Source organism: Bradyrhizobium sp. CCBAU 25338 (genome assembly GCF_028128965.1).
Taxonomy (GTDB): Bacteria; Pseudomonadota; Alphaproteobacteria; order Rhizobiales; family Xanthobacteraceae; genus Bradyrhizobium; species Bradyrhizobium liaoningense.
The window spans coordinates 123146-136773 of sequence record NZ_LFKY01000035.1; the positions used below are offsets into that span (position 1 = coordinate 123146).

Sequence of the window (13628 nt, forward strand, 5' to 3'; positions counted from 1 at the left end):
CATGCGGCCAAGCCGCCGTGAGCCCGACGAATTGCGCCCCGTGACGCTGGAGCGCGGCGTGGTGAAGTATGCGGAAGGTTCCTGCCTGGTGAAATTCGGCGACACCCACGTGCTGGTCACCGCCACGCTGGAGGACCGCCTGCCGCCGTGGCTGAAGGGCCAGGGCCGCGGCTGGGTCACCGCCGAATACGGCATGCTGCCGCGCGCGACCTCGGAACGGACCCGCCGCGAAGCCTCCGCCGGCAAGCAGAGCGGCCGCACCGTCGAGATCCAGCGCCTGATCGGCCGCTCGCTCCGCACCATCATCAATCTCGAAGCGCTCGGCGAGCGCCAGATCACGGTCGATTGCGACGTGCTTCAGGCCGACGGCGGCACGCGCACGGCCTCGATCACGGGGGCCTGGGTCGCGCTCGCCGATTGCGTCAACTGGATGAAGGCGCGCAACATGGTCAAGGCCAACGTGCTGCGCGACAACGTCGCCGCGATCTCCTGCGGCATCTACAACGGCACGCCGGTGCTCGATCTCGACTACGCCGAGGATTCCGAGGCCGAGACCGATGCCAATTTCGTCATGACCGGCGATGGCCGCATCATCGAGGTGCAGGGCACCGCGGAACGCGAGCCGTTCACCGAAGCCGAGCTCCTGGCGCTGATGGCGCTGGCCCGCAAGGGCGTCGCGCGTCTGGTGGACTTGCAGAAACTGGCTGTGGCGTAGTCAATAGGCCATGCACCGCCGAATCACGGACAGGCTCGTCATCGCCACCCATAATCCCGGCAAGCTCGCCGAGATGCGGGAGCTGCTTGCGCCGTACGGCATCGAGGCGGTGTCGGCAGGAGAGCTCGGCCTATCCGAGCCGGACGAGACCGGCACCGATTTCCGCAGCAACGCCGCCATCAAGGCGATCGCGGCGGCGCAAGCAGCAAGGCTACCCGCCTTCGCCGACGATTCCGGCATCGTCGTCGACGCGCTCGACGGCGCGCCAGGCATCTACAGCGCGCGCTGGGCCGGCCCCTCCAAGGATTTCAACGCGGCGATGGCGCAGATCGAGCGCCTGTTGCAGGAGCGCGGCGCCTCCACGCCGGACAAGCGCAAAGCGCACTTCGTCTCGGCGCTCTGCGTCGCCTGGCCCGACGATCATCTCGAACAGGTCGAGGCGCGCGTCGACGGCACGCTGGTCTGGCCGCCGCGCGGGAATGCCGGCTTCGGCTACGACCCGATGTTCCTGCCCGACGGCCACAACCGCACCTTCGGCGAGATGGAGAGCATCGAGAAGCACGGCCTGCCGCCGCTTGGCCTCGGCCTGTCGCACCGCGCCCGCGCCTTCGTGAAACTGGCGGAGATCTGCCTTGAGCCGCGCTAGAGCGTTTTCGAGCGAAGTGGACACCGGTTCGCGCCGGGAAAACGCGTCAAAACAAGAATCCGAAGCCTTTGGCGTCTACGTGCACTGGCCGTTCTGCCTGTCGAAATGTCCCTATTGCGACTTCAACAGCCACGTTCGCCACGCCGCAATCGACGAGGCGCGCTTCGCTGCGGCCTTTGCTCGCGAGATCGCTGCGACCGCCGAGCGCGCGCCCGGGCGTGAGGTCACCTCGATCTTCCTCGGTGGCGGCACGCCGTCTTTGATGCAGCCCGCAACGGTTGGCGCCGTGCTCGATGCGATCGGCAAGCACTGGACCGTCGCAGGCGACGTCGAAGTCACGCTGGAAGCGAACCCGACCAGCGTCGAGGCCACGCGCTTCGCCGGCTATCGTACCGCCGGCGTCAACCGCGTCTCGCTCGGCGTGCAGGCGCTCGACGACGCCTCGCTGAAGGCGCTCGGCCGCATGCACAGCGCGCGCGAGGCGCTCGATGCCGTCGCCATCGCACGCCGCTCGTTCGACCGCTATTCGTTCGACCTGATCTACGCCCGTCCCGACCAGACGCCGGCGATGTGGGCCGACGAACTGCGTCTTGCGATCGATGAAGCGGCCGAGCATCTGTCGCTCTATCAATTGACGATCGAGGAAGGCACGCCGTTCTTCGGCCTGCACCAGGCCGGCAAATTGAAGACGCCGGACGAAGCGGTCGCGCGCGCGCTCTACGACGTCACGCAGGAGACCTGCGACAAGCTGGGTCTGCCCGCCTACGAGATCTCCAATCACGCCCGGCGCGGCGCCGAGTGCCGGCACAATCTGGTGTACTGGCGCGGCGAGGAATATGCCGGCATCGGCCCCGGCGCGCACGGCCGCCTCGACATCGACGGCGTGCGCCACGCCACCGCCACCGAGAAGCGTCCCGAGGCCTGGCTGCTGCGCGTCGAGACCAACGGCCACGGCGTCGTCACCGACGAGCGCCTCAACAGCGAGGAGCGCGCCGACGAATTCCTGCTGATGGGATTGCGCCTTGCCGAGGGCATCGACCCCGAGCGCTACACCGCCCTCTCCGGCCGCCCGCTCGACCCCCGCCGCATCGCGCTGCTGCGCGAGGAAGGCGCGATCACGGTCGATGCGACCGGACGGCTGCGCGTAACCAGCAGCGGATTTCCGGTGCTGGATGCGGTGGTCGCGGATCTGGCGGCGTAGCGAGATCTTGTAGGGTGGGCAAAGGCGCACTTGCGTCGTGCCCACCATCTCTCTCGATCGCAAAAATGCGTGGGCACGCTTCGCTTTGCCCACCCTACGGCACGTCGTCCTGAGCTACGCCCCAAAACTCTTCGGCGAGCCTGCGACCGCAACGCCGCCACCCTGCGTCACCTTCATCACCGCGAGCCCGCGCTCGTTGGTGCCGTCTGCGCGGAAGCGGAACAGGCCGTCGATGCCGGCGAAGCCCGAAGGGTTGGTGAGCACGTCCGGCGAGAAGCGCGTGGGACCTTGCGTGCGCGCCAGCGCGGCGACGAGGGCGACCGCGTCGTAGGCCAATGTCGCCGTGCGCACCGGCTCGCCGCCATATTTGGTGCGATAGCGGCCGGAGAAGGCGCGAAAGCCGGCCGGGTCGGGCGCGGCGTAGAGGCCGCCCTGCAGCGCGGCGCTGGCATAGACGCGCGGATTGTCCCACAGGCCGGTGCCGAGCAGCTGGATGTTGCGCAGATTCGCGCCTGCGGCCGTCATCGCATCCGCCACTGAGACCACCGCATCGCCGTCATCGGCAATGAACAGCGCATCCGCGCTGCCGAGCTGCTGCGCCACGGTGCGAGCCGGCGTGGCGCGATCGGCGCCGTATTTCTCGAAGGCGACGATGCGCCCGCCGCGCCGCGGCACCGCCGCCTTCACCGCCGCTTCGACGACATTGCCATAGGCGTTGTCGGGCACCAGCACGGCAACGGAGCGCTTTCCGATGCTGGCGGAATAGTCGACGATGCGGTTGACGTCCGACTCCGGCAGGAACGAGAGCAGATAGACGCCGCGTCCGGCGATGCTGGAATCGGTCGAGAAGGCGATGACGGAAATGCCGCGCGTGCGCGCGACCTGCGCCACCGCCGGCACCGACTGCGCGAACAGCGGCCCGAGGATGATCTCGGCGCCTTCGTCGACCGCCTGCTGCGCGCCGGTTTGTGCGCCTTGCGGGCTGCCATTGTCGTCCTTGATCAGGAGCTGGATGTTCGGATTCTGGAACTCGGCCAGCGCCATCTCGGCGGCGTTGCGCATGGATTGCGCGGCAAGGCCGGCATTGCCGGCGGCCGAAAGCGGCAGGATCAGACCGACCTTCACGCCGCCGGTGCCGGCGGTCGTCGCCTGTTGCGGGGGACCTGCCGGCTGGGCCGGCGGCGCGGAGCTCGAGAACGGGTTGGAGAACTGGCTGAGACTTTGCTGCACGCCGGCGCAGGCCGACAGCACGGGCGCACCGAGCAACAGTCCGAGCGCAGTGCGCCGGGTGGCCCCCGACGATCGGGATCCCGGAGCGAGAGACTTTGGATGACGCGGGCCCACCATGGCAGCTTCTCTTCTGACCCGCCGTCGCCGGCCGGTCACGACATTCCTTCCGCGACACAGGCCGCGGATTCAGGCATATTGTCGGCAAACGGTTAACCAAAACAAAAGGATAACAGCCGCTTAACGCGACCGCCCTCCCGTCCCGGCAGCCGTTCGCCGTCGCTCATTCAGCATCAAGGCGGCGTTTCCGTCGTGAATATGGCGCGATGGCCCTCATTCCCTCTCGACGTGATCCTGGCCGATCACATTCCCGTCCGTTCCTCGCCCCCTCACCTGGGCACGATCTTGGGCGAACTTTTTCGACCACCCGGTTCCCAGCCCTGCGGATCGTGCCTAAGTTGGCTTCATTATGCGCGCAAAGCCGGCCCCGATAAATACGCCTGAAGCTCAAGACGCCGCCTCGCGCGGTTTCTCCATCGACGCCCATCGGCTCGCGGCGCCGAAGGCTGCGCCGGGCCTCTATCTGGTCGCGACACCCATCGGCAATCTCGGCGACATCACCCTGCGGGCGCTTCAGACGCTCGCCGGCGTCGACGTCATCGCCTGCGAGGACACCCGCATCACGCGCCGCCTGACCGAACGCTATGCGATTGCGGCGCAGCTCAAGCCCTATCACGAGCACAATGCGGAAGCGGCGCGTCCAAAGATTCTGGAGGCGCTGGCGCAAGGCGGCTCGGTCGCGCTGGTGTCGGACGCCGGTACGCCGCTGATCTCCGATCCCGGCTTCAAGCTGGTGCGCGAGGTCTGCGCCGCCGGCCATCCGGTGCACGCGCTGCCCGGCCCGTCCTCGGTGCTGGCAGCTCTGTCCGTCGCCGCGCTGCCGACCGACCGCTTCTTCTTCGAGGGTTTCCTGCCGGCGAAATCCGCGGCCCGCCGCGCACGCCTGGCCGAGCTTGCGCGCATCGACGCGACGCTGGTGATGTTCGAGTCGGGCAACCGGATGCAGGCCACCTTGGACGATCTCGCCGAGATCATGGGCGAACGCGAGGCCGCGGTCTGCCGCGAGCTGACGAAGTTGCACGAGGAGGTCAGGCGTGCGCCGCTCGCCGAGCTCGCGCGGCAAGCCGATGCGCCCGAGACGCGCGGCGAGTTCGTTCTGGTGATCGGCCCGCCCGCAGCGGACGCCGACGTGCTGGCATCGGAAGCGCTGGACGGGCTCTTGCGCGAGCAGCTTGCCGCAAACAGCGTCAAGGATGCCGTGGCGCATGCGGTCGCACTGTCGGGCCGGCCGCGCCGCGAGGTCTATGCCCGCGCGCTCGCGCTCGCAAAGGATCTTCGGGGCGGCGATGGCGAAGACTGAGATCCCCAGGGAACCGAAGGTTGCCTCGCCCGAGCGCGTCGCCGCGTTCCGCACCGGCATTTCCGCGGAGAGCCGCGCCGCGGCCTATCTGATGGCCAAGGGCTACCGCATCCTCGCCAAGCGCTACCGCACCCCGCATGGCGAGATCGACATCGTGGCGCGCCGCCGCAACCTGATCGCTTTCGTGGAGGTCAAGGCGCGGGCGAGCCTGGACGATGCCGCTTTCGCGGTGACGCCGCGCCAGCAGCAGCGCATCATCGACGCCGCGCAAGGCTGGCTCGTAGCGCATCCCGAGCATGCCGAATTCGAATTGCGATTCGACGCCATGCTGATTGCGCCGCGCTCGCTTCCGCGCCATGTGTTGGCGGCATTCGACGCCTCGACCTGAAAGGCAGATCATGAAACTCAATGTCGCCGTCCAGATGGATCCCATCGCCCGCATCAACATCAAGGGCGATTCCACCTTTGCGCTGCTTCTGGAAGCGCAGAAGCGCGGCCATGGCCTGTCCTATTACACGCCCGACAAGCTCTCGATGGTCGGTGGAGAGCTGGTCGCGCCGGTTCAGCTCCTGACCGTGCGCGACGAGCCCGGCGACCACTTCACCTTGGGCGAGCCCAGGCGCGAAGCGCTGAACGGCTTTGACGTGGTGCTGCTCCGCCAGGACCCGCCGTTCGACCTCGCCTACATCACCTCGACACATTTCCTGGAGCGCATCCATCCGAAGACGCTGGTCGTCAACGATCCCGCCTCCGTGCGCAACGCGCCGGAGAAGCTGTTCGTGATGAATTTTCCGCAGCTGATGCCGCCGACGCTGATCTCGCGCGACCTCGATGAGATCAACTCGTTTCGCGACAAGTACGGCGCCGTCGTCATGAAGCCGCTGCACGGACATGGCGGCGCGGCGGTGTTCCGCGTGATGCCGCAGGACATGAATTTTGGCTCGCTGTTCGACATGTTCTCGGTGACGTTCAGGGAGCCCTGGGTGATCCAGCAATTCATCCCCGAGGTGAAGCACGGCGACAAGCGCATCATCCTGGTCGACGGCGAGTTCGCCGGCGCGGTGAACCGCGTGCCGGCCGCCGACGACCTCCGCTCCAACATGGTGCGCGGCGGCGCGGCCCAGGAGACCGAGCTCACCCCGCGCGAGCGCGAGATCTGCGCCACCGTCGGTCCGGCGCTGCGCGAGCGCGGCCTCCTGTTCGTCGGCATCGACGTCATCAACGGCAACCTCACCGAGATCAACGTCACCTCGCCGACCGGCATCCGCGCCATCTCGCGGCTCGGCGGCCCCGACGTCGCGGCGAGGATCTGGGACGTGATCGAGCGGAAGCGGAAGAAGTAGCGCTTTGCAATGATTGCGTTGGGGGGCCTGCAACCTCTCCCCGCCGTCGTCCCGGACAAGCGCAGCGAAGCGGAGCGCCGATCCGGGACCCGTAGCTACAGGGCGTGGTTTGGCGAAGACTCCTCGTTGGTACTTCTATTTTTCGCAACCGAGCGATCACGCGGTATGGGTCCCTGCGTTTGCAGGGACGACAGCGATTCTGTGGCGCGCCCCTGCGATCTCATTGGCATCCCGGTAGGCCGTCGCCATCCTCGTCGCTAACCACCCATTCACCATGAAGCCGCCCGCGTTCGTTCGAACGCAGGGGACGCACTGCGTGAAACTACGGAGCCGCTGGCCGATCGAATAACGCCACGTTCACCATCCGCCCAAAACCAGCATCGCGGCCGGCCATCGCATTCGGCCTCGCAACACCCCTTATACTTTTGCTCCCTACTCATCGACGCGGGGGAACACGCAAAGTGCAGTTCGAGTGCCCCGCGTAAGAGTAGAGGCGCATGAACACCGCACGCATTGTCGTTCTCGTCATCGCACTGGGCGCCGGCGGCGTCGCTGCGTATCTGGCGAGCGGCTTCGACAACAACCCCGCGCCTGTCCTTCCCGTCGCCGAGAAGCTGCCGACGGTCGAGGTGCTCGTCGCGAAGAACGATATCCAGCTCGGCCAGGCCGTAAAGCCCGATGATCTGCAATGGCAGGCCTGGCCGGCCGCGACTGCGAGCAGCGCCTTCATCCGCCGCGACGGCAGGCCCGACGCGCAGACCCAGATCGCCGGCTCGATCGCACGCGTGCCGTTGATGCAGGGCGAGCCGATCCGCGAGCAGAAGCTGGTCAGGGCCGAAGGCTCCGGCTTCATGGCCGCGATCCTGCCGTCCGGGATGCGCGCCGTCTCCACCGAGATTTCGGCCGAAACGGGCGCCGGCGGCTTCATCCTTCCGAATGACCGCGTCGACATCATCCTGACCCGCCGCCTGAAGAATCCCGACGGCAACAACGATGGTCCGACCGGCGGCAACGACCTCATCCTGTCCGAGGTCATTCTCATCAACATCCGGGTGCTCGCGATCGACCAGGCGCCGAAGGAAAAGGACGGCCAGAACGCCGTGATCGGCAAGACCGTCACGCTCGAGCTCCGGCCCGACCAGGTCGCAACGCTCTCGGCCGCACGCCAGGGCGGCACGCTGACACTCGCGCTGCGCAGCATCGTCGATGCCAACGCAGTCGACGGCACGCCCGAGGACCAGGCGGTCAAGCGCCAGGGCGGCGTGAACGTGATCCGTTTCGGCGTGCAGGCACGACAACTGACGTCACAGAAGTGATGGGGATAGCATGAGTTACCGGGGTGATCGGACGAGCCTGCGCATTCGGGGGAAGCGCGCGCGCTCGTTCCTGGCGGGGACGATGTTGATGCTGGGGCTGCTCGCGGCCTCTGACGTCGTCAGCGCTGCGGATGCGCCTGTTGGCGACCAGGCGCCGATGCAAGCGCCGGACCTCGGCGTGTCACCGGTCTCGACGGTGGCGCCGGCGAGGACGCGATTCCTGTCGCTCGGCGTCGGCAAGTCCGTCGTCATCGACCTGCCGCGCGAGGTCAAGGACGTGCTCGTGGCCGACCCCAAGATCGCCAACGCGGTGGTCCGCTCGGCGCAGCGCGCCTACATCATCGGCGGCCAGGTCGGCCAGACCAACGTCGTGTTCTTCAGCGCCGACGGCCAGCAGGTCGCTTCCTACGACATCGCCGTGAAGCGCGATCTCAACGGCATGCGCACGGCGCTGCGCCAGTCCTTGCCGGGCGTGCAGATCGAAGGCGTCGGCGACAGCGTGATGCTGACCGGCTCGGTGTCGAGCCCGGTCGAGGCCCAGCAGGCCGGCGACGTCGCCGCAAAACTCGTCGGCGGCCCGGACAAGGTCGTCAACAACATCGTCGTACGCGGCCGCGACCAGGTGATGCTCAAGGTCGTGGTCGGCGAAGTCCGCCGCGACATCGTCAAGCAGCTGGGCGTCGATCTCAGCGCCAGCCTGAACGCCGGCACGGCCGTGGTGAATTTCAACAATTCAAACCCGTTCCCGGTCTCGGGCGGGCCGATCGTCGGCAGCAACGGGCTCGGCGTCGCCGGCCTCTCCAACGGAGTCGCCACCGTCAGCGCCACGATGCGGGCGATGGAAAGTGCCGGTGTCATGCGAACGCTGGCCGAGCCGAGCCTGACCGCGATCTCCGGCGAATCCGCCACGTTCGTTGCCGGCGGCGAGTTCCCGATCCCCGCAGGCTACACCTGCGATCCGGTTACCCGCTCCTGTGCCACCCAGGTCACCTATAAGAAGTTCGGCATCTCCCTGAACTTCACCCCGGTCGTGCTCAGCGAGGGTCGCATCAGCCTGCGCGTGATGACCGAGGTCTCGGAGCTGTCGAACACGAACTCGATCACGTTGACGCAGGCGGTCTCTGCGACAACGAACAACTCGATCACCATTCCCTCGATCCAGACCCGCCGCGCCGAGACGACGCTGGAAATCCCTTCGGGCGGTTCGATGGCCATGGCCGGCCTGATCCAGCAGCAGACCAAGCAGGCGATCAACGGCCTGCCCGGCGTCGACCAGGTGCCGATCATCGGCGCACTGTTCCGCAGCCGGGACTTCGTCAACAACGAGACCGAGCTGATGGTGATCGTGACGCCCTATGTGGTGCGTGCGGTCGCCCAGAAGGAATTGTCGCGGCCCGACGACGGCTTCGCGCCGGCCTCGGACGCGCAGACGGCGCTGCTCGGCCGCATGAACCGCCTCTATGGCATCGCGCGCCGGGTCGATCCGATCAACGGCGCGCCTGGTGATTTCGGCTTCATCATCGACTGAGACGAACGCGCGGCCTGGGGACCGGGGCAGGAATTGGGGCAGGAGGGGATGAGGCGATGACGAAGACGACAGCCGATCGACGTCGCAATCTGGGCGTGGTGCTGGCACTGGCGGGGATCTCCGTCATGCTGGGCGCCTGCAACACCACCGGCGAGATCGTCACCCAGACGGTGCCGACCGATTATCGCCAGCGTCACCCGATCGCGGTGCAGGAGGGCAAGCGCTCGATCGTGATCTTCGTCGGTAAGGCGAGAGGCGGCCTCTCGGCCGCACAGCATTCGGACGTCGTGGGCATCGCGCGGGACTGGGTGCGCGAAGGCACCGGCTCCGTCGTCGTCGACGTGCCCACCGACACGACGAATTCGCGCGCGGCTGCTGCGACCTATCAGGAAATCCGGTCCGTGCTCGCGTCCGGCGGCGTGCCGTCGCGTGCCATCGTCCAGCATCCCTACCGCCCCGAGGATCCCGGGCTGCTGCCCACCATCCGCCTGAGCTATTCGAAGATCGCGGCCGTCGCCGGCCCCTGCGGGCTGTGGCCGGAAGACGTCGGCCCCTCCATCCTCGATCCCGGCTACAACGAGAACCGGCCCTACTTCAATCTGGGCTGCGCCAGCCAGCGCAATCTCGCGGCCATGATCGACAACCCGGCCGATCTCGAGCAGCCGCGCGCCGAGACGCCCGCCTATACCGCACGGCGCAACATCGCCTTCGACCGTTACCGCAAGGGCACGCCGACCGCGACGCCCTCACCCGAATCCGACAAGGCCAAACTCAGCGACACCGGCAGATGACAAGCTTCGACGACGACGAATCGGACGATCCACGGCACCCCGAGGAACACATTGCACCGGTTCCTCGTATTTCGGTGCAGGCTTTTTGCGAGACCGAGCAGACGCTCAAGGCGGTGTCCGCGGCGGGCGAGGATCGCCGGCTCGCCAAGGCCCACCTCACCGTCAAGGACGGCGGCCTAGCGGCGGCGATCGAGGTCTATGAATCGATGCCGACGCCCAATGTGATCGTCATCGAGTCCGACGGCACGCGCGACATCCTCGAGGGCCTGGACGACCTCGCCGGCGTCTGCGATCCCGGCACCCGCGTGGTCGTGATCGGCAATCCCAACGACACCGCGCCCTATCGCGAGCTGGTGCGCCGCGGCGTCAACGACTACGTGGTCGGCCCGGTCGAGACGCTCGACGTCGTTCGCTCGATCTGCAGCCTGTTCTCGGCTTCCGAGGCCATCATCACCGGCCGCGTCATCGCTGTGGTCGGCGCCAAGGGCGGCGTCGGCGCGTCCACCGTCGCGCACAATGTAGCCTGGACCATCGCCCGAGACCTCGCGCTCGATTCGGTCGTGATCGATCTCGACCTCGCCTTCGGCACGGCGGGCCTCGACTACAACCAGGATCCGGTGCAGGGCATCGCCAATGCGGTGCTGTCGCAGGACCGGCCGGACACGGCGCTGATGGAGCGCCTGCTCGCCAAATGCACCGATCGCCTCAGCCTGCTGGCGGCGCCGGCTGCGCTCGACCGCGTCTATGATTTCGGTGCCGAAGCCTTCGATGCGGTGTTCGACACGCTGCGCATGACCACCCCCTGCATCGTGCTCGACGTTCCCCATCAATGGTCCGGCTGGACGCGGCGCGCGCTGGTGAATGCCGACGACATCGTGATCGTGGCCGAGCCCGATCTCGCGAACCTGCGCAACACCAAGAACATGCTGACCGTGCTGAAGGCGGCACGCCCCAATGATCGCCCGCCGCTGTACTGCCTCAACCAGGTCGGCATGCACAAGCGCGCGGAGATCGAGGTCAAGGCGTTTGCCAAGACCATGGAGAGCCAGCCGATCGCGGTGATCCCGTTCGATTCGAAACTGTTCTCGACCGCGGCCAATAACGGCCAGATGATCGCGGAGGTCTCCAAGACCCACCGCACCACGCTTCTGTTCCAGAACATGGCGAACCGCCTCGCCGGCCGCGGCGAGGTGAAGAAGCCGAAGCGCTCGCTGCTCGAGCCGCTCCTGAAAAAGCTGAAGGGCAGGTCGGGGCGCGGATCAGCCCCGCATCGCAAGGCGTCGTAGCGGCAGATGCGTTTTCGAGCGCAGTGGATACCGCGTCGCGTCACGAAAACGCGGCAAAACAAGAAGCTGGAAAGAGCGGGCTACTTGTCCGCCCGCTGCTGCTTCCTCGCCAGCAGCTGCCGCAGCGCCGTGACCTTTTCCGCCGCCTGATCGGGCGGCAGATCGGCCTTCACGAGGATTTCGGCCTCGGCCTCGCGGCCTTGCAATCCCAGCACGAGCGCGAGATTGGCGCGGACCCGTGCATCATTCTGATTGCGCTGATAAGCGCGGCCGAGCACCTGTTCGGCCTTCGGCAGATTGTTTTGCAGCATGTAGGACAGGCCGAGATTGGACAGCACGGTCGGCTCGTTCGGCACGATCTTCAACGCCGCGGCGTAATATTGCTGCGCCTCCTCGTTGCGGCCGAGCTGATCGAGCGCCGCGCCCTGCGCCGACAGGATACGCCAGTCCGGATCTTCCGGCGCATGCGCACGGCTGAGGACGTCGAAGGCCTGCTGGAAATTGCCGTTGTCGGCAAGCGCGCGGCCATAGCCGGCGAGCAGCGCCTTGTTGCTGGGATGGCCGAGCACGGCCTGCTCCAGCACCGCGACGGCTTGCGCGCGCTGACCGGACTCGCGCAGCGCCTTGCCGTAGGCGAGCGCGACACCGGGATCGCCGGGCCTGGCGCGATAGCGCTCGCGAAGCGCGTCCATGTCGGACTTGGTGTCGGCCCTGCCGACCGGTTCCGACTTGGCGCCGAGCGCGCCGGTGACATCGTCGATGCCGGCTGTCTGGCAGCCACCGAGGCCGAGCACCAGGAGCGCGGGAAGCAGGAATCTCGCCGGTGCGGCGAGGGACGAACGCTTGGACATACTCTGATCACTCGGCAACTGATCAGAGATGCTGACCCATTAACGCTAAAGTCCCGTTAAGGAGGGCCGCCCTTGCGGCCTAATCGACGAACTCGGCGCCGAACTCGCAGCCGATGCGCCAGCGCAGGCGGCACTGGCGGGAATAGTCAGGCGCGAAGATGATGGTGAATTGCGGCGGCACTTCCAGGAATTCCGCCACCACTTTCACACCCCCGTCCGAAATATCCGTGATCGTGCAGTCCCGCGGCAGCGAGCCCGCGCCAAAATGAATCTTGGCGAGCCGGCTGCACACCCGACGTTCGCTTCTCCGGCGATTTGCAAGCATCTTGCTACTTCATTTGTTAGATCACGGCCCATCCCGCAGCCTCAGGAGTAATGGACATTCGTTGGAATGTGCTGAGGACAGAAGGGAGCATTCGAGACGTAGTCTCCGCGTCGCGTTTACACCCGGTTAGGGCTTGCGCGGGCGCCGGGAGATGTTCCCGTATTGTTCTTGCGCAGGCGGCCGCGCTCTGCTACCCGTAATTGCGCGAAAGGGGCAGGCTGGTTCGAGCATGGTTCAGCGGGTTTCTACCGTCGCCTTTGAGGGGATCGAGGCCCGCGCGGTCGACGTGCAGGTGCAGGTCGCCCCTGGCCTGCCGGCCTTCGCCATCGTCGGTCTTCCGGACAAGGCGGTGTCGGAGGCGCGCGAGCGGGTGCGCTCGGCGTTGATCGCCTCGGGGCTGGCGCTGCCGGCGCGGCGGATCATCGTCAATCTGGCACCGGCCGACCTGCCCAAGGAAGGCAGCCATTACGACCTGCCGATCGCGCTCGGGCTGATGGCGGCGATCGGCGCGATCCCGCCGGATGCGCTGACCGGCTTCACCGTTCTCGGCGAGCTCGGCCTCGACGGCTCGATCGCCCCGGTGGCCGGCGTTCTTCCCGCCGCGATCGGCGCCAATGCGCGCGAGGAAGGCTTGATCTGCCCGGCGGCCTGCGGCTCCGAAGCAGCCTGGGCGAGCCCGGACATCCAGATCATCGCCGCACACTCGCTGATCCAGATCGCCAACCATTTCAAGGGCACGCAGGTGCTGTCGCGACCCTCGCCGAAGGTGCACGAGGCCGCCGCCTCGACGCTCGACCTGCGCGACATCAAGGGCCAGGAAAGCGCCAAGCGCGCACTGGAGATCGCAGCCGCCGGCGGGCATCACCTGCTTAAGTGATGTCCTTTTGATTTTGGATTAATTGGACGCCATATCTTGATATGGTGGTCAATTTCTACAAGGGCGTTTGGTTGGAACTTCGACCTCAGTAAATGTCCCGTA

At 66.9% G+C, this 13628-nt stretch carries 13 protein-coding genes and 1 pseudogene; 11 read left to right on the forward strand and 3 right to left on the reverse strand.

Annotation, left to right across the window (positions count from 1 at the left end):
* The first annotated feature begins 1 nt into the window (after position 1).
* Genes rph through hemW form a run of 3 tightly spaced genes read left to right on the forward strand, consistent with a single transcriptional unit; the run spans position 2 to position 2562 of the window.
* Positions 2-715: a ribonuclease PH gene (gene rph, locus ACM42_RS15785; protein ID WP_271528785.1), complete on the forward strand. Its 714-nt coding sequence runs from the start codon at positions 2-4 to the stop codon at positions 713-715.
* A gap of 10 nt (positions 716-725) precedes the next feature.
* Complete coding sequence (rdgB, locus tag ACM42_RS15790; RefSeq protein ID WP_271528786.1) at positions 726-1361, forward strand: RdgB/HAM1 family non-canonical purine NTP pyrophosphatase; 636 nt, start codon at positions 726-728, stop codon at positions 1359-1361.
* Between the two features lie 16 nt (positions 1362-1377).
* Positions 1378-2562, forward strand: coding sequence for a radical SAM family heme chaperone HemW (hemW, locus tag ACM42_RS15795; RefSeq protein ID WP_271528978.1), 1185 nt, complete (start codon positions 1378-1380; stop codon positions 2560-2562).
* Between the two features lie 114 nt (positions 2563-2676).
* Here hemW and ACM42_RS15800 read toward each other — a convergent pair whose 3' ends face one another.
* Entirely contained in the window at positions 2677-3909 is a 1233-nt protein-coding gene (locus ACM42_RS15800) for a penicillin-binding protein activator (RefSeq protein ID WP_271528787.1), read from the reverse strand.
* 349 nt (positions 3910-4258) lie between these two features.
* Here ACM42_RS15800 and rsmI point away from each other — a divergent pair, with 349 nt between their 5' ends.
* The 7 genes from rsmI (at position 4259) to ACM42_RS15835 (ending at position 11473) form a co-directional block, all read left to right on the forward strand.
* Positions 4259-5209, forward strand: a complete 951-nt coding sequence (gene rsmI, locus ACM42_RS15805; protein WP_271528788.1) for a 16S rRNA (cytidine(1402)-2'-O)-methyltransferase — start codon at positions 4259-4261, stop codon at positions 5207-5209.
* Entirely contained in the window at positions 5196-5597 is a 402-nt protein-coding gene (locus ACM42_RS15810) for a YraN family protein (RefSeq protein ID WP_028178952.1), read from the forward strand. The genes rsmI and ACM42_RS15810 overlap by 14 nt, the downstream gene beginning before the upstream one ends.
* Positions 5598-5607: 10 nt before the next feature.
* A complete protein-coding gene (gene gshB, locus ACM42_RS15815) occupies positions 5608-6552 on the forward strand; it encodes a glutathione synthase (protein ID WP_271528789.1) in 945 nt (314 codons plus the stop codon).
* 497 nt (positions 6553-7049) lie between these two features.
* A complete protein-coding gene (gene cpaB, locus ACM42_RS15820; protein WP_271528790.1) occupies positions 7050-7868 on the forward strand; it encodes a Flp pilus assembly protein CpaB in 819 nt (272 codons plus the stop codon).
* 10 nt (positions 7869-7878) lie between these two features.
* Complete coding sequence (locus tag ACM42_RS15825) at positions 7879-9396, forward strand: type II and III secretion system protein family protein (protein WP_271528791.1); 1518 nt, start codon at positions 7879-7881, stop codon at positions 9394-9396.
* Between the two features lie 56 nt (positions 9397-9452).
* Positions 9453-10187: a CpaD family pilus assembly protein gene (locus ACM42_RS15830; protein ID WP_271528792.1), complete on the forward strand. Its 735-nt coding sequence runs from the start codon at positions 9453-9455 to the stop codon at positions 10185-10187.
* The gene (locus ACM42_RS15835; RefSeq protein WP_271528793.1) at positions 10184-11473 is read left to right on the forward strand and encodes an AAA family ATPase; all 1290 of its coding nucleotides are present in this window, start codon (positions 10184-10186) and stop codon (positions 11471-11473) included. The genes ACM42_RS15830 and ACM42_RS15835 overlap by 4 nt, the downstream gene beginning before the upstream one ends.
* An 80-nt stretch (positions 11474-11553) precedes the next feature.
* On the opposite strand, the gene ACM42_RS15840 is transcribed toward ACM42_RS15835, so the two are convergent.
* Positions 11554-12324 carry a tetratricopeptide repeat protein gene (locus ACM42_RS15840; protein WP_271528794.1) on the reverse strand — a complete coding sequence of 257 codons (771 nt, stop codon included), beginning with the start codon at positions 12322-12324 and terminating at the stop codon, positions 11554-11556.
* 79 nt (positions 12325-12403) lie between these two features.
* Positions 12404-12649 carry a PilZ domain-containing protein gene (locus ACM42_RS15845; RefSeq protein WP_018644993.1) on the reverse strand — a complete coding sequence of 82 codons (246 nt, stop codon included), beginning with the start codon at positions 12647-12649 and terminating at the stop codon, positions 12404-12406.
* A gap of 229 nt (positions 12650-12878) precedes the next feature.
* Here ACM42_RS15845 and ACM42_RS15850 point away from each other — a divergent pair.
* Positions 12879-13520: pseudogene (locus ACM42_RS15850) on the forward strand (magnesium chelatase domain-containing protein); the annotation flags it as partial.
* Positions 13521-13628 lie beyond the last annotated feature (108 nt).

Coding starts and splice junctions, on each gene's coding strand:
- rph (WP_271528785.1), top strand. CDS start 2: ATGCGGCCAAGCCGCCGTGAGCCCGACGAATTGCGCCCCGTGACGCTG.
- rdgB (WP_271528786.1), top strand. CDS start 726: ATGCACCGCCGAATCACGGACAGGCTCGTCATCGCCACCCATAATCCC.
- ACM42_RS15800 (WP_271528787.1), bottom strand. CDS start 3,909: ATGGTGGGCCCGCGTCATCCAAAGTCTCTCGCTCCGGGATCCCGATCG.
- rsmI (WP_271528788.1), top strand. CDS start 4,259: ATGCGCGCAAAGCCGGCCCCGATAAATACGCCTGAAGCTCAAGACGCC.
- ACM42_RS15810 (WP_028178952.1), top strand. CDS start 5,196: ATGGCGAAGACTGAGATCCCCAGGGAACCGAAGGTTGCCTCGCCCGAG.
- gshB (WP_271528789.1), top strand. CDS start 5,608: ATGAAACTCAATGTCGCCGTCCAGATGGATCCCATCGCCCGCATCAAC.
- cpaB (WP_271528790.1), top strand. CDS start 7,050: ATGAACACCGCACGCATTGTCGTTCTCGTCATCGCACTGGGCGCCGGC.
- ACM42_RS15825 (WP_271528791.1), top strand. CDS start 7,879: ATGAGTTACCGGGGTGATCGGACGAGCCTGCGCATTCGGGGGAAGCGC.
- ACM42_RS15830 (WP_271528792.1), top strand. CDS start 9,453: ATGACGAAGACGACAGCCGATCGACGTCGCAATCTGGGCGTGGTGCTG.
- ACM42_RS15835 (WP_271528793.1), top strand. CDS start 10,184: ATGACAAGCTTCGACGACGACGAATCGGACGATCCACGGCACCCCGAG.
- ACM42_RS15840 (WP_271528794.1), bottom strand. CDS start 12,324: ATGTCCAAGCGTTCGTCCCTCGCCGCACCGGCGAGATTCCTGCTTCCC.
- ACM42_RS15845 (WP_018644993.1), bottom strand. CDS start 12,649: ATGCTTGCAAATCGCCGGAGAAGCGAACGTCGGGTGTGCAGCCGGCTC.